This is a genomic window from Kitasatospora sp. NPDC051853 (genome assembly GCF_044452665.1).
Classification (GTDB): Bacteria; Actinomycetota; Actinomycetes; order Streptomycetales; family Streptomycetaceae; genus Kitasatospora.
The window spans coordinates 34,054-53,184 of the sequence record NZ_JBITBY010000010.1; the positions used below are offsets into that span (position 1 = coordinate 34,054).

The 19,131-nt window shown below is 72.5% G+C and carries 18 protein-coding genes; 8 read left to right on the plus strand and 10 right to left on the minus strand.

Annotation, left to right across the window (positions count from 1 at the left end):
• Window positions 1-59: 59 nt before the first annotated feature.
• From ACIA8O_RS27200 to ACIA8O_RS27210, 3 genes are read right to left on the minus strand one after another with little or no spacing between them, the layout of a single operon-like run.
• Complete coding sequence (locus ACIA8O_RS27200) at window positions 60-518, minus strand: serine O-acetyltransferase (protein ID WP_396296614.1); 459 nt, start codon at window positions 516-518, stop codon at window positions 60-62.
• A 47-nt stretch (window positions 519-565) separates the two neighbouring features.
• The gene (locus ACIA8O_RS27205) at window positions 566-1,546 is read right to left on the minus strand and encodes an LCP family protein (RefSeq protein ID WP_396296615.1); all 981 of its coding nucleotides are present in this window, start codon (window positions 1,544-1,546) and stop codon (window positions 566-568) included.
• Between the two features lie 54 nt (window positions 1,547-1,600).
• Window positions 1,601-3,022, minus strand: coding sequence for an LCP family protein (locus ACIA8O_RS27210; RefSeq protein ID WP_396296616.1), 1,422 nt, complete (start codon window positions 3,020-3,022; stop codon window positions 1,601-1,603).
• A 182-nt stretch (window positions 3,023-3,204) separates the two neighbouring features.
• Between ACIA8O_RS27210 and ACIA8O_RS27215 the strand changes: the two genes are divergently transcribed.
• The 4 genes from ACIA8O_RS27215 (at window position 3,205) to ACIA8O_RS27230 (ending at window position 7,501) form a co-directional block, all read left to right on the plus strand.
• On the plus strand, window positions 3,205-3,282 hold the full coding sequence (locus tag ACIA8O_RS27215) for a putative leader peptide (RefSeq protein ID WP_396296908.1): 78 nt from the start codon (window positions 3,205-3,207) through the stop codon (window positions 3,280-3,282).
• Between the two features lie 80 nt (window positions 3,283-3,362).
• On the plus strand, window positions 3,363-3,920 hold the full coding sequence (gene ssuE / locus ACIA8O_RS27220; RefSeq protein ID WP_396296617.1) for an NADPH-dependent FMN reductase: 558 nt from the start codon (window positions 3,363-3,365) through the stop codon (window positions 3,918-3,920).
• 264 nt (window positions 3,921-4,184) lie between these two features.
• Window positions 4,185-4,916: an ABC transporter ATP-binding protein gene (locus tag ACIA8O_RS27225; protein WP_396296909.1), complete on the plus strand. Its 732-nt coding sequence runs from the start codon at window positions 4,185-4,187 to the stop codon at window positions 4,914-4,916.
• Between the two features lie 17 nt (window positions 4,917-4,933).
• Window positions 4,934-7,501 (plus strand): ABC transporter permease, encoded by a 2,568-nt coding sequence (locus ACIA8O_RS27230; RefSeq protein ID WP_396296618.1) that lies wholly within the window; start codon window positions 4,934-4,936, stop codon window positions 7,499-7,501.
• Window positions 7,502-7,583: 82 nt separating this feature from the next.
• On the opposite strand, the gene ACIA8O_RS27235 is transcribed toward ACIA8O_RS27230, so the two are convergent.
• Window positions 7,584-8,147, minus strand: coding sequence for an EF-hand domain-containing protein (locus ACIA8O_RS27235; RefSeq protein ID WP_396296619.1), 564 nt, complete (start codon window positions 8,145-8,147; stop codon window positions 7,584-7,586).
• A gap of 139 nt (window positions 8,148-8,286) precedes the next feature.
• Between ACIA8O_RS27235 and ACIA8O_RS27240 the strand changes: the two genes are divergently transcribed.
• Entirely contained in the window at window positions 8,287-9,342 is a 1,056-nt protein-coding gene (locus tag ACIA8O_RS27240; protein ID WP_396296620.1) for a hypothetical protein, read from the plus strand.
• A 7-nt stretch (window positions 9,343-9,349) separates the two neighbouring features.
• Here ACIA8O_RS27240 and ACIA8O_RS27245 read toward each other — a convergent pair whose 3' ends face one another.
• The 3 genes from ACIA8O_RS27245 to ACIA8O_RS27255 all read right to left on the minus strand — a co-directional run bounded on the left by ACIA8O_RS27245 (window position 9,350) and on the right by ACIA8O_RS27255 (window position 12,695).
• Complete coding sequence (locus ACIA8O_RS27245; protein WP_396296621.1) at window positions 9,350-10,225, minus strand: DMT family transporter; 876 nt, start codon at window positions 10,223-10,225, stop codon at window positions 9,350-9,352.
• 99 nt (window positions 10,226-10,324) lie between these two features.
• Entirely contained in the window at window positions 10,325-11,488 is a 1,164-nt protein-coding gene (locus tag ACIA8O_RS27250; RefSeq protein ID WP_396296622.1) for an acyl-CoA dehydrogenase family protein, read from the minus strand.
• Between the two features lie 103 nt (window positions 11,489-11,591).
• Window positions 11,592-12,695 (minus strand): LCP family protein, encoded by a 1,104-nt coding sequence (locus tag ACIA8O_RS27255; protein WP_396296623.1) that lies wholly within the window; start codon window positions 12,693-12,695, stop codon window positions 11,592-11,594.
• 139 nt (window positions 12,696-12,834) lie between these two features.
• On the opposite strand from ACIA8O_RS27255, the gene ACIA8O_RS27260 reads away from it, so the two are divergent.
• Entirely contained in the window at window positions 12,835-14,178 is a 1,344-nt protein-coding gene (locus tag ACIA8O_RS27260) for a UDP-glucose dehydrogenase family protein (RefSeq protein ID WP_396296624.1), read from the plus strand.
• A gap of 30 nt (window positions 14,179-14,208) precedes the next feature.
• On the plus strand, window positions 14,209-14,610 hold the full coding sequence (locus tag ACIA8O_RS27265; RefSeq protein WP_396296625.1) for a CoA-binding protein: 402 nt from the start codon (window positions 14,209-14,211) through the stop codon (window positions 14,608-14,610).
• Here ACIA8O_RS27265 and ACIA8O_RS27270 read toward each other — a convergent pair.
• Together ACIA8O_RS27270 and ACIA8O_RS27275 are read right to left on the minus strand one after the other, a co-directional pair.
• On the minus strand, window positions 14,607-15,419 hold the full coding sequence (locus ACIA8O_RS27270; protein WP_396296626.1) for a DUF1028 domain-containing protein: 813 nt from the start codon (window positions 15,417-15,419) through the stop codon (window positions 14,607-14,609). The genes ACIA8O_RS27265 and ACIA8O_RS27270 overlap by 4 nt on opposite strands.
• Before the next feature lie 277 nt (window positions 15,420-15,696).
• Window positions 15,697-16,896: a dipeptidase gene (locus ACIA8O_RS27275; RefSeq protein WP_396296627.1), complete on the minus strand. Its 1,200-nt coding sequence runs from the start codon at window positions 16,894-16,896 to the stop codon at window positions 15,697-15,699.
• Between the two features lie 138 nt (window positions 16,897-17,034).
• Between ACIA8O_RS27275 and ACIA8O_RS27280 the strand changes: the two genes are divergently transcribed.
• Window positions 17,035-18,333: an MFS transporter gene (locus tag ACIA8O_RS27280; protein ID WP_396296628.1), complete on the plus strand. Its 1,299-nt coding sequence runs from the start codon at window positions 17,035-17,037 to the stop codon at window positions 18,331-18,333.
• A gap of 5 nt (window positions 18,334-18,338) precedes the next feature.
• Here the strand turns inward: ACIA8O_RS27280 and ACIA8O_RS27285 are convergent, their stop codons facing one another.
• Window positions 18,339-19,019 (minus strand): TetR/AcrR family transcriptional regulator, encoded by a 681-nt coding sequence (locus tag ACIA8O_RS27285; RefSeq protein WP_396296629.1) that lies wholly within the window; start codon window positions 19,017-19,019, stop codon window positions 18,339-18,341.
• Between the last annotated feature and the right edge of the window lie 112 nt (window positions 19,020-19,131).

Sequence of the window (19,131 nt, forward strand, 5' to 3'; positions counted from 1 at the left end):
CATCCGCCCCTCGGCGGCCCGCCCACCGGGTGCGGCGCGGGGCCCCGGGGCTGCGGGCCTCAGGGCTGCGGGATGCGGGGCGCCGGGGTGCGCAGGCCGATGCGGCGGGCTGGGGCGCCGGCCCAGATCTCGTTGGGGCCGGTGGAGGTGGTGAGCACCGCGTTGGCGCCGACGATGGTGCCCGCGCCGACGGTGAGGACGCCGCGCTTGCAGACGATCTTCGCACCGGCGCAGACCATCACGCCGTCCTCCAGCACCACCCGCTCCATCGCGCTGCGCTCCTGCGGCACCCAGGGGTCGGCCCGGCCGATGGTGACGCCGTTGTAGAGCGTCACGTCGGCGCCGAGGGTGGTGTACGGGTGCAGCACGGTGCCGAAGCCGCGGTGGTAGACCTTCAGACCGGGGCCGATCTCGACGGGGGCGGGGACTTCGACGCCGTACAGCGCCAGGATCTCCTGGACCAGACGGCCGAGGAGGCGGCTGCGGCGGTGGGCGATGAGGGTGGTCACCAGTGACATGGAGCCCATTGTGGACCGGCGGTGACGGTGCGTGAGGTGAGGCGCGGTCAGGAGTTCGGGACGGGCCGGTCGTTCTGGATCGCCTCGAACAGGCGCTTGGAGGCCTGCGGGGCCCAGAGGATCGAGGAGCCGGCCGGGGTCTGGTAATTCTGGTCGGCGATCGGGACGGTGAGCGCGGTGCCGCCGGAGCCGGAGACCTGGTCCATCTGCCGGGCGAAGCGGGCCAGGGTCCAGAGCGAGGAGCCCTGGTCCACCGTCAGGGCGTCCAGGGTGGCGCTCAGGAACGGGTAGAGGACGAAGGGGTTCAGCAGGGTGGCGGGGCTGAGCACCTCGGAGGCCAGCGCCTTGAGGAAGGCCTGCTGGTTGCCGATCCGGCTGAGGTCGGAGTCGGGCAGCGAGTACCGGGTGCGGACCAGCGCCAGGGCCTGGGTGCCGTTCAGGTCCTGACAGCCCGCCGGGAGGTCGGCCCCCGACTTGGCGTCCTTCACCGGCTCGTCCAGGCACATCTCGACCCCGCCGAGGGAGTCCACGATGTCGACGATGCCGGTGAAGCCGACCTCGACGTAGTGGTCGATCCGGATGCCGGTGGTGGACTCCACGGTGCGCACCAGCAGGGCGGGGCCGCCGAGGGCGAAGGCCGCGTTGATCTTGTTCTTGCCGTGCCCGGGGATCGCGACGTAGCTGTCCCGCGGGATGCTCATCAGCACCGGGCCGTTGTCGCCCTGGTGCAGCACCATGACGGTGTCGGTGTTGGTGCCGGACTCGCCGCCGACGTGCAGGTCGCGCTGCTGCTGGGGGGTCAGGCCGGCCCGGCTGTCCGAGCCGACCAGCAGCCAGTTGGTGCCGGGGCCGTTGCCCGGGCGGCCGTCCCAGTCGGTGACGGCGTCCACGTGCCGCAGCCGCCCGTCGGCCCACAGGTACGTCCCGAGCGCGGTGCCGACCAGGGCGAGCAGCAGCAGGCCCACCGTCCACCTGACGATGCGCCACCGGTTCCGTCCGCCACCGCTGTTGCTGATGTCACCGCCCATTCCCCGAGTGTCGCGCCCGGGCCCGCCGGGGCGGGCGCGACACCCCCGCCGGGGCTACTTGAACTCGGGGATCTTGGTGTCGTTCTTGAAGGCGTCGAAGAGCTGCTTCGACTTGGCGTCGTCCCACTTCACCGCGGACTCGCCGGTCTTGGTCCGGAAGTCCGGGTTGGAGATCGGCACGGTGATCGACCGGCCCTCGCCCCCGGTCACCGCGCGCATGGCCAGGAAGAGCGAGCCGATGTCGCCGAGGCCGGCGTCCTCGTCCACGATCAGGGTGCCCAGGCCCGCGCTGACCATCGGGTAGAAGGTGAACGGGTTGAGCACGGTGCCGGGCGAGGCGGCCTGGTGGGCCAGCGCGGCCAGGAACTTCTGCTGGTTGCGCATCCGGCCCAGGTCCTGGTCGGCCATCTGGTGGCGCTGGCGGACGAAGGCCAGGGCCTGACTGCCGCTCAGGGTCTGGGTGCCGGCCTTGAGGTCGAGGCCCGAGTCGCGGTCCTTGATGTCCTTGTCGATCTTCATCTCGACGCCGCCGACCGCGTCCACCAGGCCGACGAAGCCGGCGAAGCCGATCTCGGCGTAGTGGTCGATCCGCAGGCCGGTGTTGGCCTCCACGGTCTGCACCAGCAGGCGGCCGCCGCCGCCGTTGAAGGCCGCGTTGATCTTCGAGGTGGTGGCCGGGACGGTCTTGCCGTTGCCATTGGTGTTGGGGTGCTCGGGGATGTTGACCCAGGAGTCGCGCGGGATGCTCATCAGGGTGTTCCCGTTGTCCCCGATGTGCAGCAGCATCATCGAGTCGCTGCGCTTGCCGACCGCCGAGCCGGTGTGCAGCGCGTCCTCCTGGGCGTCGCTGAGGCCCTGTCTGCTGTCGGAGCCGACGATCAGCCAGTTGGTGCCCTTGCCGGCCGGCGGGCGGCCCTTGTAGTCGGCCAGCACGTTCTCGTGGTTGAGCTTGGAGTCGGCCCAGAAGTAGGTGCCGGTCGCGGTCAGCAGCAGCGCGGCCAGGGTGGCGTAGACGCCCACCTTGATCTTGCGCTTGCGCGGCCAGGCGGAGTTGGACGGCCGGGCCGGGCGGGGCGTGCCCGGGGCACCGGGGGTGCCCGGCCCGGGCGGTATCGGCGCGCCGGGGCCCGCGGGCGAGGCGGCGGGCACGTCCGGGGCGGGCGGGGTGTAGGCGGGGGTCGGGGCGCCGGGGCCGCGCGGGTTGAGCGAGGCCGGCAGCTGCCCGCGGTCCGCCTGCCGCGGCACGGGCTGCGGGGCCGGGCGGCTCTGGCCCGGCTTGAGCGGCTTCGGCGCGTTGGGACCGCGCGGGTTCAGCCCGGCGGGGAGCGTCGGCTCCTCGGGGTACGGGGCGCTCTCGCCCGGGGTGCTCCCGTTCTGGGCGCGGTACGGGTTCGGCTCGCCCTCGGAGCCGTAGCCGCCCGGCGAGCCGCCGTACCCGTTGCCGCCGCCCTGGCGGCCCTCCTGCCACGTGTTCATGGGGGGAAGGATGCCCGAAACCCGGGCCGGTCAGTACGGCGGGGCCACCCCTGGGCCCCCTTGTATCCGTTTTGATGCACGCCGCGGACGGCCCGGGGGCATGGTCACCGACCGGACGGACACCTGGCCACGGACCGGACCGACCTTGACCCCTCCGAAGGGCCCGTGGTCCCATGAAACGCATGGAGCAGCAGAGGATTCTCACGCGGAGGCGGCACGTCGACCTGCTGCGCGTGGCCTGCTCCCTGTGTAGTGGCTGACCGCTCGCCACCCTTCTCCCCGTTTCTCCGCGCTCCGCCGCGCGTTCAGCCCTGCCGCTTCCACGCCCCGAGGTGTCCCCATGGCCACTGTCCTGTCCGTCTCCGGTTCCCCGTCACCGACCTCCCGCACCACCCGCCTGCTCCGCCACGTGGTGGACGCCCGGCTGGCCGAGCACGGCCACCGGGTGGTCGAGCTGGACGCCCGCGCACTGCCGGCCGCCGCACTGCTCTCGGCTGACTTCTCGGACCCCCAACTCATCGAGGCGGCACGGCTGTTCGCCGAGGCGGACGGCGTGGTGATAGGCACCCCGGTGTACAAGGCGGCCTACTCGGGGCTGCTGAAGGCACTGCTGGACGTGCTGCCGCAGCACGGGCTGGCCGGCAAGACCGTGCTCCCGCTGGCCACCGGCGGCTCCACCGCGCACGTGCTCGCGGTGGACTACGCCCTGCGGCCGGTGCTCTCCTCCATGGGGGCGGGCCACATCACCCAGGGCTGGTTCCTGCTGGACCGTCAGGTCGGCGCGGCGGCCGACGGGTCCACCGTGCTCGACCCGGAGGCGGCCGCCCAGCTCACCCCGGTGGTGGACGCCTTCGCGGCCGCGCTGGAGCGCCACCGGGTGCCCGCGATGGCCTGCTGACCCTGACCTCGCGTCCCTGAGAAGGTGCCCGAAAACCCCTAGGGGAACCGGGGGGTAGCCCGTACATCGAGAGTTGGGCGGCTTCCTCCCGGCGGATGACGATCCGTTCGGGCGCCGCTCCTAACGTGGTTCTTACCTCGCCGGTCAGGCCGCCCCAAGGCCCCGAAGAGCGGGGACACGGGTGGACCACGACCTCAGGAGTATCCAGTGACGACGGCAGCGAACGCCGTGCAGGACCCGCAGCTCTCGGGCGGCAACGCCGCCATCGCCGCGGCAGCGCGGCAGGTGACCAAGGCGTACGGGGACGGGGAGACCCGGGTCACCGCGCTCGACGCCGTCGACGTGGACATCCACCGCGGACGGTTCACCGCGATCATGGGCCCCTCCGGCTCCGGCAAGTCGACCCTGATGCACTGCCTGGCCGGGCTGGACACCGTCTCCGAGGGGCGGATCTGGATCGGCGACAGCGAGATCACCGGCCTGAAGGACAAGCACCTCACCCGGCTCCGCCGGGACAAGATCGGCTTCATCTTCCAGGCCTTCAACCTGCTCCCCACGCTCAACGCGCTGGAGAACATCACGCTGCCGATGGACATCGCCGGCCGCAAGCCCGACAAGGCCTGGCTCGACCAGGTGGTCGCCACCGTCGGCCTGGCCGACCGGCTCAAGCACCGCCCGACCCAGCTCTCCGGCGGCCAGCAGCAGCGCGTCGCGGTGGCCCGGGCGCTGGCCGCCCGCCCCGAGATCATCTTCGGCGACGAGCCGACCGGCAACCTCGACTCCCGCTCCGGCGCCGAGGTGCTCACCTTCCTCCGCCGCTCGGTGGACGAGCTGGGCCAGACCATCGTCATGGTGACCCACGACCCGGTCGCCGCCTCCTACGCGGACCGCGTGCTGTTCCTCGCCGACGGCCGGATCGTCGACGAGATGTACGCCCCGACCGCCGACTCCGTCCTCGAGCGCATGCGCCGCTTCGACGGCAAGCGCACCAGCTGAGACGGGATCAGAATCCGATGCTGCTCAAGACCTCCCTACGGAGCTTCTTCGCCCACAAGGGGCGGATGGCGCTCTCCCTGATCGCTGTGGTCCTCTCGGTCGCGTTCGTCTCCGGCACCCTGGTGTTCTCCAACACCGCGACCGCCACCTTCGACAAGCTCTTCGCCACCACCGCCTCCAGCCTCTCCGTCCGCCCGGCCGCGCCGGACGAGGACGGTGACGGCGAGGGGATGATCGGCGAGAAGGCCCGCACCGTCCCGGTCGACGTCCAGGCCAAGGTCGCCGCCCTGCCGGGCGTCAAGTCCGCGCGCGGCGAGGTCAATTCGCAGAGCGCGGTGCTGGTCGACCCGGCCACCAACAAGTTGGTCGGCCCGACCTCCGGCGCCCCGACCATCACCGGCTCCTGGCACGACGACCAGGTGATGCTGAAGATCACCTCGGGCAAGGCCCCGGTCGGCCCCGAGCAGATCGTGCTGGACGCCGACACCGCCTCGAAGGCCAAGCTCGGCCTCGGCTCCAAACTCCGGTTGATAGCCGCCACCGGCAACCACGACTTCACCATCTCCGCCATCGCCACCTTCCAGACCACCAACCCCGGTGCGGCGCTGGCCTTCATGGACGTGCCCACCGCGCAGAAGGTGCTGCTCGGTGCGACCGCCTTCACCTCGGTCGAGGTGACCGGTGACGGCTCGAAGACCGACGCGCAGCTGAAGAGCGCCGCGCTCGGCGCACTCGGCAGCGGCTACGAGGCCTTCACCGCCGAGGAACAGAAGGCCCAGGGCAAGAAGGACATGGGCTTCCTGGACTTCATGAAGTACGCCATGCTCGGCTTCGCCGGGATCTCGCTGCTGGTCGGCGGCTTCCTGATCATCAACACCTTCTCGATGCTGGTCGCCCAGCGCACCCGCGAGATCGGCCTGATGCGGGCCATCGGCGGCAGCCGCAGCCAGGTCAACCGTTCGGTGCTGGTCGAGGCGCTGATCCTCGGCGTGCTCGGCTCCACCCTCGGTCTGCTGGCCGGGATCGGTCTGGCCATGGGCCTGATCCAGCTGATGAAGGCCGCCGGGATGAACCTCTCGTCGGCCGAGCTGGAGATCGGCGCCAGCGTGCCGATCGCCTCGTACCTGGTCGGCGTGGTGATCACCGTGCTGGCCGCCTGGATCCCGGCCCGCCGGGCCTCCAAGATCTCCCCGATGGCCGCACTGCGCGACCACGGCACCCCCACCGAGCCCAAGGCCAACCGGATCCGGGCCGCCATCGGCATCGTGCTCACCGCCGGCGGCGCCGCCCTGCTGGCCGCAGCCGCGGGCGCCTCCGCCGCCGGGACCGGGGGCATGCTCCTGGGCGGCGGCGTGGTGCTGACCCTGGTCGGCCTGGTCGTGGTCGGCCCGCTGCTCGCCACCTTCGTGGTCCGGGTGCTCGGTGCGGTACTGCCCGCGTTGTTCGGCCCGTCCGGCAAGCTGGCCCAGCGCAACGCCACCCGCAACCCGCGCCGCACCGGCGCCACCGCCGCCGCGCTGATGATCGGCCTCGCGCTGGTCACCGGGGCCTCGGTGGTCACCTCCTCGATGGTCACCTCGGCGAACGACCAGCTCGACAGCTCGGTCGGCGCCGACTACATCGTGGCCGGCCAGGCCGCGGAGCTCACCCCGGCGATGGTCCAGGCGATCGAGCGGACGCCCGGGCTCAAGGAGCTGACGCTCCAGAAGAACGTCGAGGCCAAGCTCACCACTCCCGACGGCAAGCGGACCAGCGAGCACCTGGCCGCGGCCTCGTCCTCCTTCATCAGGAACTTCAAGTTCGAGGCCAAGGCCGGTACCCCTGAGGCGGGCTTCGCCCCCGGCGGGGTCGTGGTCGGCGAGGACTTCGCCAAGGAGCGCGGCCTCTCGATCGGTTCGAAGATCGCCGCCGACTACGGCCAGGGCCACACCCAGGAGCTCACCGTCGGCCTGATCGCCAAGGGCGGCAACGACATCCTGTCCGGCATCTTCCTCAACACCGAGACCGTCGCCAAGGTGATCCCGGCCGCCGAACTCCCGGCGGACCGGATGGCCTTCGCCAAGGCCGCCGACGGCGTCGACCCGGCGAAGTCGCTGGCCGCGCTGCAGGACTCGCTCAAGGAGTACCCGCAGCTGACCATCACCGACAAGGCCGGCTACAAGGACCTCGTGCAGAGCCAGGTCAACACCCTGCTCTACATGGTCTACGGCCTGCTCGGCCTGGCCATCGTGGTCGCCGTGCTCGGTGTGGTGAACACCCTCGCGCTCTCGGTGGTCGAGCGCACCCGCGAGATCGGCCTGCTGCGCGCCATCGGCCTGTCGCGCCGTCAGCTCCGCCGGATGATCCGCCTGGAGTCCGTGGTGATCGCCGTCTTCGGCGCCCTCCTCGGCACCGGCCTCGGCCTCGGCTGGGGCGTCACCTCCCAGCAGGTGCTGGCCTCCCAGGGCCTCAACCTGCTGAACGTCCCGGTCGGCACCATCATCGGCATCCTGATCGCCTCGGCGGTCATCGGCCTGCTGGCCGCGCTCTTCCCGGCCTTCCGGGCCGGGCGGATGAACGTCCTGGCGGCCATCGCCACCGACTGACCTGACCGGACGTCACACGGAACGTCACACGGAACGACCGAGGGGCCGCCACGGGGGTGCGGCCCTTCGGTCGTTCTTCTCGCTAGCTGAGCGCGTCGCCGAAGAGGAAGTTGCCGACGTGGTCCGGGTCGGTGGAGGTGTAGAAGCCGCGGAAGGCCGAGAGCACCTCCGCCTCCGAGAGCACCCCGTCCCGGTCGGTGTCCAGCTTCTCGAAGGCGAACCGGGCGGCCGGCTCGCTCGACCCGAACGCCCGCTGGAAGTCCCAGAACTCCGCCGCCGAGATCCGGCCGTCGCCGTCCCGGTCCATCAGCCGGAAGACCGCGTGGGCGGCCGGCGCCAGCACGTCGTCGAAGGCCCCCGGCGCCTGCGCCAGCAGCCGCATCCCGGCCCGGTACTCGTGCTCCTGGATCTTGCGGTCCTTGTTGGTGTCCAGGTCCGCGACCAGCGCCTTCCACCAGCCCTGAGCCGCCGTCAGCATCGCGGTGGCCTCCGGGGAGTCGAAGGCCACCCCGGACGCGTCGATCATCCGCGAGGCCAGGCCCAGCACGTCCGTCGCGTCGATCACCCCGTCCTTGTCGAGGTCGGCCTGCCCGAAGCAGAGGTCGATCTTCCGGTCCAGCAGGTCCCGGCTGGCGGCGACGGTCATGACGGTTCCTCGTTCCGTGGGCACTCGGTGCCCGGCGAGCCTAGGGAGCCCCCGCCGCAGGGCGCAACAACGGGCGCCCCGGACGCGTGATTGGAAATCTCATCGCACCGGCGCCGGACCCCGTGACACCATCGCCGCCATGCTCCACCCCGCACCGCCCCTGCCCGACGCTCCCCCGCTCACCCCCGAGGCCGCCGCCCGCTGGCGCTCCGCCCGCACCGCCCACCGCTGGGACTCCCGCCGGCTGGGGCTGCTCCCGCTCGGGCTGATCCTCCTCCTGCTCGTGGTGCCCACCGGCCCCGAATTCGACGAAGCACCGCACTGGTACGCCTCGGTGGACGCGGTGGTCGCCGCCCTGCTGCTCCAGGCGCTGGCGCTGAGGGCCCGCCCGCGCGGACTCCCGCTCGCTGCCTACGCCCTGCTCCCCCTCCTCTGGTACGCCCCCGGCGCCCCGGACGGGGCCGCCCTCTGGGTCCTGCTGCTCGCCGAGGCGGCGCTGGCCGCCCTACTGACCGTCGCCGCCCTCGGTCGCCGCCGGGCCCGTCGGCAGCTGGCCGAACTGATGGGCCCCGAGGTCCCGTACCCGTGGACCCTGGCCGGACATCCCTCCCCCTTCGCCGATCACCCCTCCCCTCCCGCCGGACGCGTGGTCCTCGGCGCGGTGCTGCTCGCCGGGGCTGCGGCGCTCCAACTCGCCGACCCCACGGTGCTGGTGGTGACCGCCGGCCTGGCCGGGCTCGGCCTGGTCTGCCTGGCCTCCGCCGCCAAGGCGGTCCGCATCCGCCGTGCCCTCGTCCGACGGCCCGGGGCCCCGGCCCTGCGCGTCCTCTTCCAGCCGGGGTACGGCCCCCAGGCCGGCCCGCTCGCCGGCCCGCCCCTCTGGGAGCTGACACTCCATGAGGAGCACGTCTGGGAGGACGGCCGCTGGCTCCCCTGGCCCGGCACCACCGTCCCGGAGGACGACGAGGAGGAGGACGACTGCGACTGCGACGAGGCCGTGGACTACGGCCCGCCCGTCCCCGCCCTCCTCTACCAGGGCCCGGACGGCCCCCACGCCCAACTCCTGGTCCGCCCCCACCCAGCCACCGACGAGTGGTCCGCCTGGCTGGCCACCCCCGATGTCCGCCCCGGCAACGCCTGGTCCGCCCAAGCCGGCCGCTTCGAGCTCGCCACCACCGGACTGCTGCCGTACTGACGGCGGGTCAGTCCGGGGCGGGTCTCCGGAGGGCTCCGAGGTAGACGCCCGCGATGATCAGCGGGGTGCCGAGGAGGAGGGCGGCGGTGAGGGGTTCGTCGTCGAGCCAGGCGGAGAGGACGATCGTCGCCACGGGGACCAGGACGAAGATGTAGGCGGCCCGGGGGGCGCCCCAGCCCTTGATGACCAGCAGGTAGAGGACGAAGGTGAGGACGGAGCCGATCAGGACCAGGTAGCTGACGGCCCACCAGGTGGCGGGGCGGGTGGGGAGGGTCCAGGCGTCGCCGGCCAGGCGGGAGGCGGGGAAGAGGACGGCGGCCCCGGCGGTCATGCCGACGGCGTTGGTGGTGACGGGGTGGAGCGGGGGGAGGCGGTCGGCGAGCACGGCGGCCTCGGAGAAGCAGAGGACGGCGCCGAGGATCGCGAGCAGCGAGAGCACCGGGACGGCCCGGGAGAGTGAGGCCTGGGAGACCACCGCCACCCCGGCGGCCGCGAGCAGCGTGCCGAGCACGGCCCGCCCGCGCAGCCGCTCCCGGCCCTGGGCCGCGGCCAGCAGCAGGGTGACCAGCGGGACCAGGGCCAGGATGGTCTGGCCGAGCCCGGCGTGGACGCGCTGCAGCGCGTAGTAGGCGAGGCCGAAGGTGACGCCGAAGTTGAGCACCCCGAAGAGCACCGCCCCGGCCAGGGCCCGTCCGCGCGGCAGCGGCAGCCGCATCACCGCCATCACGACGAGCAGCACCACCGCGGCCGCCCCGAACCGGACCGCCGCGCCCCACAGCGGGTCCAGCTCCCGGTTGCTGAACCGGATGCCCACCGCGTTCCCCCCGGCGAACACGAAGCACCCCACGAAGCAGAGGAGCGGCACCCGCTCGGCAACACGCACCACCCCACGCTAGGTCATGACGGACCGTCGGCCGCGGAGCAGGAACGGCGAAGGGCCCCGCCGTCACCCGGCAGGACCCTTCGCGCGGGGCGCCCGGCCTTACGGCAGGTTGCGCGCCATGACGATGCGCTGGATCTGGTTGGTGCCCTCGTAGATCTGGGTGATCTTCGCGTCGCGCATCATGCGCTCCAGCGGGTAGTCACGGGTGTAGCCGTAGCCGCCGAGCAGCTGGACGGCGTCGACGGTGATCTCCATCGCCGCGTCCGAGGCGAAGCACTTGGCAGCCGCGCCGAAGAAGGTGAGGTCGGAGTCGGTCCGCTGCGACTTGGCGGCGGCGGCGTAGGTGAGCTGACGCGCGGCCTCCAGCTTCATCGCCATGTCGGCCAGCATGAACTGGACGCCCTGGAAGTCACCGATCGGCTTGCCGAACTGCTTGCGCTCCTGGACGTAGCCCTTGGCGTAGTCCAGCGCGCCCTGGGCGATGCCGAGCGCCTGGGCCGCGATGGTGACGCGGGTGTGGTCCAGGGTCTTCATCGCGGTGGCGAAGCCGGTGCCCTCCTCGCCGATCATGCGGTCGGCCGGGATGCGCACGTTGTCGAGGTAGACCTCGCGGGTCGGCGAGCCCTTGATGCCGAGCTTCTTCTCGGGGGCGCCGAAGGAGACGCCCTCGTCGCCCTTCTCCACCACGAAGGCGGAGATGCCCTTGGAGCGCTTCTCGGGGTCGGTCACGGCCATCACCGTGTAGTACTCGGAGACGCCGGCGTTGGTGATCCAGCGCTTCACGCCGTTGAGCACCCAGAAGTCGCCGTCGCGCACCGCGCGGGTCTTCATGCCCGCCGCGTCCGAACCGGCGTCCGGCTCGGAGAGGCAGTAGGAGAACATGCCCTCGCCCCGGGCCAGCGCGCCCAGGTACTTGGCCTTCAGCTCCTCGGAGCCGGAGAGCTGGACCGGCAGCGAGCCGAGCTTGTTGACCGCCGGGATCAGCGAGGAGGACGCGCAGACCCGCGCCACCTCCTCGATCACCAGGACGGTGGCCAGCGCGTCGGCGCCGGCGCCGCCGTACTCCTCGGGGACGTGCACGGCGTGCAGGTCGTTGGCCTGCAGCGCGTCCAGCGCCTCCTGCGGGAAGCGGCCCTGCTCGTCCACCTCGGCCGCGTACGGGGCGATCTTCGCCTCCGCGAGCGACCGCACCGCCTCACGGAGCATCTCGTGCTCCTCGCTGAGCCGGAAGAGGTCGAAATCCGCCCCGGAGTTGCCCGCCATGTGCCTCGCCCCTTGAACTCGGACCACGTTAATTACCGTTAAGTAAGCGTAATTCTAGGCTCGCGCCCTGCCTACCCCGTACGTGACATGCGCGACACCGTTCTCAACGGACTACGTCACCGAGCTCCCCGGAGCCGGGATGCTCGGCCAGGTACTCCGCCATCCGGTCGTTGCGCATCGCCTCCCAGAGCGGTTCCGCCGCCCTCCGGTCCAGGTAGACCACGGACTGGCCGCCCTCGTCGCCGAAGCCGCCGAACGGCGCGTTCAGGAAGCGGACCCCGTCCCCGCGCAGGCCGCGCAGGCTCCAGGCCAGCTCGTAGAGGTCGCCGTTGGAGAGCCGGTCGTCCACGCTGACCACCTCGCCGACCGCGCCGAGCAGGCCCCGCAGCTTGCCGGGGTTGCCGAGGGTGCCCGACTCCAGGGTCTGCTGCATCAGGGCGCGCAGGAAGTACTGCTGACGGCGCGTCCGGTCCAGGTCGCCGCCGGGCAGGCCGTACCGCTCGCGGACGTAGAGGAGGGCGGTGGCGCCGTCCATGTGGTGGGTGCCGGCGTCCCACTGGCGGGCCTCGCCCTTGCCCTCGATGGTCTGCGGGATGGTGATGTCCACCCCGCCGACCGCGTCGGTGAGGGAGCGGAAGCCGTTCCAGTCGATCACCGCGAGGTGGTCGATCCGGACGCCGGTGAGGTCCTGGATCGTCTGCACCATCAGGGCCGGGCCGCCGTACGCGTAGGCCGCGTTGAGCTTGGCCTTGCCGTGGCCGGGGACGTCGACCCAGGTGTCGCGGGCCAGCGAGACCAGCGAGGCGCTCTTCCGGTCGGCCGAGACGTGCAGCAGCATCATGGTGTCGCTGCGGGCCGCGCCCGCCTTCCAGACCGGGGCCTTGGCCTTGGCGGTCGGGTCGGTGCGGGCGTCCAGGCCGACCAGCAGGAAGGTCTGGCCGCTGTTCGGCACCGGCTTCGGCTGGGCGGATTCGGCCACCGTCGGGAAGGCACCGGGGATGCGGGCCACCGAGGAGGCGTAGTGCTCGGCGGTCCAGTAGACCGTGCCGGTGCAACCGCCGACCACCAGCAGCAGTGCCACCAGGGTGATCAGCAGCACCCGCCGGCCGCGGCGCCGGCGGGGCTTCGCGGCCGGCCGTTCCGCGGCCTCGTCGGCGTCGTCGAAGATGCTCAGCCCGGCCGGGTCCGGCCCGTTCTCGGAGGTCATGCGGGCATTGTGGCGGCGGCTCCGGGGTGGCCGGAACGGAACGGTCTGGACTAGGGCGAACTCGTTACACGGCCCTCCGGCGAGCGACTAGCATCGGGGACTGTCCAGCGCCCGCGCAGCACGACCAAAGGGGACCCGCGTGACCCTCCGCATCACGGTGATCGGCACCGGATACCTCGGCGCGACGCACGCCGCCTGCATGGCGGAGCTCGGCTTCGAGGTGCTCGGCCTGGACATCGACCCGGAGAAGATCGCCATGCTGGCGGCGGGCCGGGTGCCGATGTACGAGCCCGGCCTGGCCGAGCTGCTCGTCAAGCACGTGCCCGGGCACCCCGGTTCCACCGGGCGGCTGCGCTTCACCAGCTCCTACGAAGAGGTCGCCGAATTCGGCGACGTGCACTTCATCTGCACCAACACCCCGCAGCGCAAGGGCGAGTTCGCGGCCGACATGTCCTACGTGGACGCCGCGATGGACTCGCTGGCCCCGCTGCTGACCCGCCCCGTGCTGGTGGTCGGCAAGTCCACCGTGCCGGTGGGCAGCGCCAACCGACTGGCCGTCAGGCTGGCCGAGCTGGCCCCCGTCGGCGAGGGCGCCGAGCTGGCCTGGAACCCGGAGTTCCTGCGCGAGGGCTACGCCGTCGGCGACACCCTGCACCCGGACCGGCTGGTGGTCGGCGTGCGCAGCGAGCGGGCCGAGCAGCTGCTGCGCGAGGTCTACGCGACCCCGATCGCCGAGGGCGTGCCCTTCGTGGTCACCGACTTCGCCACCTCCGAGCTGGTGAAGGCGGCCGCCAACTCCTTCCTGGCCACCAAGATCTCCTTCATCAACGCGATGGCCGAGGTCTGCGAGAGCGCCGGCGCCGACGTGGTGCAGCTCAGCAAGGCGCTCTCCTTCGACGAGCGGATCGGCGGCAAGTTCCTCAACGCCGGGGTCGGCTTCGGCGGCGGCTGCCTGCCCAAGGACATCCGCGCCTTCATGGCCCGGGCCGGGGAGCTCGGCGCCGACCAGGCGCTCACCTTCCTGCGCGAGGTGGACTCGATCAACATGCGGCGCCGCTCCCGGATGGTGGAGCTGGCCCGCGAGCAGTGCGGCGGCGGCTTCCTGGGCCGCCGGGTGGCCGTGCTCGGCGCCGCCTTCAAGCCCAACTCGGACGACATCCGGGACTCCCCCGCGCTGAACGTCGCGGCCCAGATCCAGCTCCAGGGCGCCCAGGTCACCGTCTACGACCCCAAGGCCATGGACAACGCCCGGAAGATGTTCCCCGGCATCACCTACGCCGACTCCGTGCTGGAGGCCGTCGAAGGCGCCCACGTGGTGCTCCACCTGACGGAGTGGCAGGAGTTCCGCGAGCTCGACCCGGCCGCGATCGGCGCGGTGGTCGCCGAGCGGCGGCTGGTGGACGGGCGGAACGTGCTGGACGGCGCCCAGTGGCGCGCGGCCGGCTGGACCTACCGCGCGATGGGCCGCCCGACCGTGGAATAGCCCTCCGGGCGGGCGGGGTTGCACACCGGTATGAGCGTGGAACCGGTGGTGCGGAAGATCCTGACCGAGAGCGGCGACACCTGGGCGGTCGTCGGGCTCTCCAGCAACACGGCGCGGGCCGCGTACGGCGTGGCCCGGGTGCTGCAGCGCGCGGGGAAGCGGATCGTGCCCGTGCACCCGAAGGCCGAGACGGTGCTCGGCGAGCAGGGTTACGCCTCGCTCGCCGAGATCCCCTTCGACGTGGACGTGGTGGACGTCTTCGTGAACTCCTCGCTGGCCGGCGAGGTCGCCGACCAGGCGGTGGCCAAGGGCGCCAAGGCGGTCTGGTTCCAGCTGGACGTCGTCGACCCCGAGGCCTACGCGCGCACCACCGAGGCCGGGGTCGACATGGTGATGGACCGCTGCCCGGCGATCGAACTGCCCCGGCTCTAGGCGGTCTTGGTCACGGCCCGCAGGTGGTCGAGGACCAGGGGGTCGATGCGGCCGGGGACGAGACGGGCCTCCAGGTTCTCGACGCCCGCCCACTGGTCGAGGGTGGTGTAGCCGGTGGTGGCGACCAGGGCGGCGACCTCCTCGGCGAGCTCGCCGGTGAGGTCGAGCAGGGCGGCCGGGTCCGGGGTGCCGAAGAGGATGTCGTGGACGGCCAGCAGGCGGCGCAGTTCGGTGACCGGGGCCGGGTGGTCGTCCACCCGCAGGTCGTGGCTGATCCCGCCCGGGGCCCCGAGGCCGGCGCCCTCCTCGGCGATCCAGAGTGCGGCGCTCTGCCGGCCGCGACTGTCGCCGCCGGCCTCGTCCCCGGCCGCCAGGGTGGCCACCAGCCGTTCGGCGAAGGGGAGTTCGGCACCGGCCAGCCAGGCGCGCTCCATCGCCTCGACCACCTCGGGGCCGGTCAGGATGTTGCCCTGGATCGCGTAGCCGGGGCCGCTCACACCGCCCGCCCAGCTGAGGCACTCCGCGCCGGTGTAGGTGGCGCCGTCGCCCTCCGGGCCGACCACGCCGAGCTGACGGTGCGCCCGCTCCGGGTCGGCCGCGGTCAGCCCGGCCACCACCTCGGCCGGGCCGACGCCGGTGCGCAGCAGGGCCAGGCCCTGCGGGCGGTAGGCGAGGTTGGCCAGCGCCTGGGTGGCCAGTGCCCCGACGCCCGCCTCGGCCGCCGGGACGGCCGCGCCGACGCCGAGGAACTTGCTGGCCACCGCGATGCCGCAGGCACCGCCGGAGCGGGCCACCACAGAGAAGGTCATGGTCACGGACCCTAACCGTGGCCGGTTCGCCGCGTCCATGCCCTGAGACTCCGTCAGGCCCGTCGGCAAGATCCGGCAAGCGGCGTGGTGGTGGTCGCCCCGGGGCGACCCGGTCATTGGTCACCCCGGGGGCGCGGGGAACTGCGCGAGTCCGGAAGGCGGACCAGCGTGAGGTCGGGGCAGGCGAGCCAGTTGCAGGTGCTGCCGTTCCCCCGCGCGCAGTTCCCCGCGCCCCCAGTGTAGCCACTCACGCCAGCCACACAGGTGCCGGGCGGTATCAGGAGCGCGGGCCGTCCAGGGCTTCGATGGTGGCGATGGACGGGCGGCGCTCGGTCTGGAGGCGGGCGGCCACCGTCTCGGCGTCGCGGAGCACCCGGACGGCGTTGTGCCAGGTGAGCTTGGAGAGGTCGGCCTCGGACCAGCCGCGGCCGAGCAGTTCGGCGATCAGGTTGGGGTAGCCGGAGACGTCGTCCAGGCCGGCCGGGGTGAAGGCGGTGCCGTCGAAGTCGCCGCCGATGCCGACGTGGTCGACGCCGGCCACCTCGCGCATGTGGTCCAGGTGGTCGGCGACCGTGGCGGCGGTGGCCACCGGGCGCGGGTGGGCGGCCTCGTAGGCGTGCTGGACGGCCATCGCCTCGGGGGTGGTCTCCAGCGGGTGGAAGCCGTGGGCGCTCATGTTGGCGTCGGCGGCCAGGGTCCACTCGATGGCGGCGGGCAGGATGAACTTGGGCACGAAGGTGGCCATCGCCAGGCCGCCGTTGGCCGGGAGCTGGGCCAGCACGTCGTCCGGCACGTTGCGCGGGTGGTCGCAGACGGCGCGGGCGGAGGAGTGCGAGAAGACCACCGGTGCCTCGGACACGCGCAGCGCGTCCCGCATGGTGTCGGGCGAGACGTGCGAGAGGTCGACCAGCATGCCGACCCGGTTCATCTCCCGGACCACCTCCTCGCCGAAGGCGGTCAGCCCGCCGTGTTCCGGCTTGTCGGTGGCCGAGTCGGCCCACGGCACGTTGTCGTTGTGGGTGAGCGTCATGTACCGCACGCCCAGCTGGTGCAGGGCCCGCAGGGTGGCCAGCGAGCAGTCGATCGAGTGCCCGCCCTCGGCGCCCATCAGCGAGGCGATCCGGCCCTCGGCCCGGGCCGCCTCCATCTCGTCCGCGGTCAGCGCGAGGCGGAACACCTCCGGGTGACGCGCCGTCATCTCCCGGACGAAGTCCACCTGCTCCAGGGTGGCGCTGACCGCGTGGTCGCCCGCGAAGTCCGAGCGGACGTAGACCGACCAGAACTGCGCGCCGACCCCGCCGCTGCGCAGGCGGTCGAAGTCGGTGTGCAGACGGCCGCTCTGGTCGGCCGTCAGGTCGATGGCGTCCAGGTCGTAGCCGGCCTGGGCGCGCATCGCCCAGGGCAGGTCGTTGTGACCGTCCACCACGGGGGCGGTGCGGAGGAGGGCTCGGGCGCGGTCCACCAGCTCAGAAGTCATACGAACATTTCTACCGCCTCTGTTAACCGGAGGTTAGGTCTTGGGCGCCTCCCTGTCCCCGGGGTGCCGGGCGGAGGAACCTTCCGGGCACGGCGGCTCCCACCCGGCCGCCGCCCTTCGACCTGGGGAGGTACACCCGTGTCATCAGCCCGGACACCGTGGAAGGCCGTGCTCGGCGGCTCGGTCGGCAACCTGGTCGAGTGGTACGACTGGTTCGTCTACGCCAGCTTCGCCACCTACTTCGCCGCCGCGTTCTTCCCGCACGGCAACCCGACCGCCCAACTCCTCAACACCGCCGGGATCTTCGCGGTCGGCTTCTTCATGCGCCCGGTCGGCGGCTGGCTGCTCGGCCGCTACGCCGACCGGCGGGGCCGGAAGGCCGCGCTCACCCTCACCGTCACCATGATGTCGGCCAGCGCCCTGCTGATCGCCGTGGCACCGACGTACGGGCAGGTCGGCTACGCCGGGGCGGTGGTGCTGCTGATCGCCCGGCTGTTGCAGGGGCTCTCGGTCGGTGGCGAGTACGCGGCCAGCGCGACGTACCTGACGGAGGCCTCGGTGCCGCGGCGGCGCGGCTTCGTCTCCAGCTTCCAGTACGTCTCGATGACCTTCGGTCAGCTGATCGGGCTGGGGCTGCAGATCGTGCTCCAGCGGACCATGACCGCCGGGGACCTGCACTCCTGGGGGTGGCGGATCCCCTTCGTGGTCGGGGCGGTCGGCGCGGCGGTGGTCTTCTGGCTGCGGCGCAACCTGCCGGAGACCGAGGCCTACGAGGAGGCGGAGAACGCCGACGGGCGCGGCACGCTGCGCCGACTGCTGGAGCACAAGCGGGAGTTCGCGCTGGTGATGGCGCTCACCATGGGCGGCACGGTGGCGTACTACACCTACACGACGTACCTCACGAAGTACCTGTCGAACACGGTGGGGCTGAGCAAGAGCGACGCGGCGCTGGTGAGCTTCTGCGCGCTGACCGTCTTCATGCTGCTCCAGCCACTGGCCGGGGCGCTCTCCGACCGGATCGGGCGGCGGCCGCTGCTGATCGCCTTCGGGATCGGGGCCACCTTCGGCACGGTGCCGCTGATGACCACGCTCTCGCACGCGGGCGGCTTCGGCGAGGCCCTGCTGCTGGCGCTGGCCGCGCTGGTCATCGTCACCGGGTACACCTCGATCAACGCGGTGGTGAAGGCCGAGCTCTTCCCGACCCAGGTCCGGGCGCTCGGGGTGGCGCTGCCGTACGCGCTGGCCAACGCGCTGTTCGGCGGGACGGCGGAGTACGTGGCGCTCTGGTTCAAGGACGCGGGGATGGAGTCCGGGTACTACTGGTACGTCTCGGGGCTCGCGGCGGTGTCGCTGGTGGTCTACCTGACGATGCGTGAGACCCGCGGCGCGGCGCTGACCGTGGAGGCGGCCCCGGCGAAGGTGGCCACGGCCGCCTGACCGGTTCAGCCCTTCACGGCGAGACCGTCGAGGACCCGGTCCAGACCCCAGCGGAACTGCTCGGTGGTGATGTAGCGGGACACGGTCCGCGCGGCGGCGGCCGTCCGAGGGTACGTCTCCTCGGGGACGGCGTCGAGCGCGGCCCGGCGGGCCGCGACGCGGTCCGCCTCGGGCGGGACGGGCAGCGCGGGGTCGAGCTCGGCGGCCTCCAGGGCGATGGCGCCCAGGACGTAGACGATCAGCAGGTACGAGGCGCGGGCCGCGTCCCGCTCGTCCAGGCCGGCCCCGGCGAGGAGCTCCAGGAGTGCCTCGCCGAGGGCCAGCGCCCGCGGGCCGTCCATGGGGGCACCGAGCAGCAGCCCGGCCGCGCCCGGGTGGGCCAGCAGCCGGGCGCGGAGCGACAGGGCGAGCCCGTGCAGCCGGTCGCGCCACGGCCGGGCCGGGTCGGCCAGGGCGGCCGGATCGTACTCGCCGACCAGGCGGTCCACCACGGCGCGCAGCACCGCCGACTTGTCCGGGAAGTAGGTGTAGAGCGCGTTGGGCGCCACCCCGAGCTCGGCGGCGATGCCCCGGACCGACACCGCCTCGGCCCCGCGCCGGTCCAGCAGCCGCAGCGCCGCGTCCACGATCGCCTCCGCGGTGAGGGTGCGCCGCGGGCCGGGCCGTCCCCGTTGTGCCGTCGTCATGCCGTGCCGCCTTCCGTCCGGTGAGGAGCCCTTGACGCGAATACTGTACGCCGTCCAGAATCGCTGTACGCCGTACAGATTGGACGCTGTACAGAGATATGGTCGAGAGGCG

What these genes read in the sequence shown, in the direction of transcription:
- ACIA8O_RS27200 (WP_396296614.1), bottom strand. Translation starts at nt 518, where the DNA reads ATGTCACTGGTGACCACCCTCATCGCCCACCGCCGCAGCCGCCTCCTC.
- ACIA8O_RS27205 (WP_396296615.1), bottom strand. Translation starts at nt 1,546, where the DNA reads ATGGGCGGTGACATCAGCAACAGCGGTGGCGGACGGAACCGGTGGCGC.
- ACIA8O_RS27210 (WP_396296616.1), bottom strand. Translation starts at nt 3,022, where the DNA reads ATGAACACGTGGCAGGAGGGCCGCCAGGGCGGCGGCAACGGGTACGGC.
- ACIA8O_RS27215 (WP_396296908.1), top strand. Translation starts at nt 3,205, where the DNA reads ATGGAGCAGCAGAGGATTCTCACGCGGAGGCGGCACGTCGACCTGCTG.
- ssuE (WP_396296617.1), top strand. Translation starts at nt 3,363, where the DNA reads ATGGCCACTGTCCTGTCCGTCTCCGGTTCCCCGTCACCGACCTCCCGC.
- ACIA8O_RS27230 (WP_396296618.1), top strand. Translation starts at nt 4,934, where the DNA reads ATGCTGCTCAAGACCTCCCTACGGAGCTTCTTCGCCCACAAGGGGCGG.
- ACIA8O_RS27235 (WP_396296619.1), bottom strand. Translation starts at nt 8,147, where the DNA reads ATGACCGTCGCCGCCAGCCGGGACCTGCTGGACCGGAAGATCGACCTC.
- ACIA8O_RS27240 (WP_396296620.1), top strand. Translation starts at nt 8,287, where the DNA reads ATGCTCCACCCCGCACCGCCCCTGCCCGACGCTCCCCCGCTCACCCCC.
- ACIA8O_RS27250 (WP_396296622.1), bottom strand. Translation starts at nt 11,488, where the DNA reads ATGGCGGGCAACTCCGGGGCGGATTTCGACCTCTTCCGGCTCAGCGAG.
- ACIA8O_RS27255 (WP_396296623.1), bottom strand. Translation starts at nt 12,695, where the DNA reads ATGACCTCCGAGAACGGGCCGGACCCGGCCGGGCTGAGCATCTTCGAC.
- ACIA8O_RS27265 (WP_396296625.1), top strand. Translation starts at nt 14,209, where the DNA reads ATGAGCGTGGAACCGGTGGTGCGGAAGATCCTGACCGAGAGCGGCGAC.
- ACIA8O_RS27270 (WP_396296626.1), bottom strand. Translation starts at nt 15,419, where the DNA reads ATGACCTTCTCTGTGGTGGCCCGCTCCGGCGGTGCCTGCGGCATCGCG.
- ACIA8O_RS27275 (WP_396296627.1), bottom strand. Translation starts at nt 16,896, where the DNA reads ATGACTTCTGAGCTGGTGGACCGCGCCCGAGCCCTCCTCCGCACCGCC.
- ACIA8O_RS27285 (WP_396296629.1), bottom strand. Translation starts at nt 19,019, where the DNA reads ATGACGACGGCACAACGGGGACGGCCCGGCCCGCGGCGCACCCTCACC.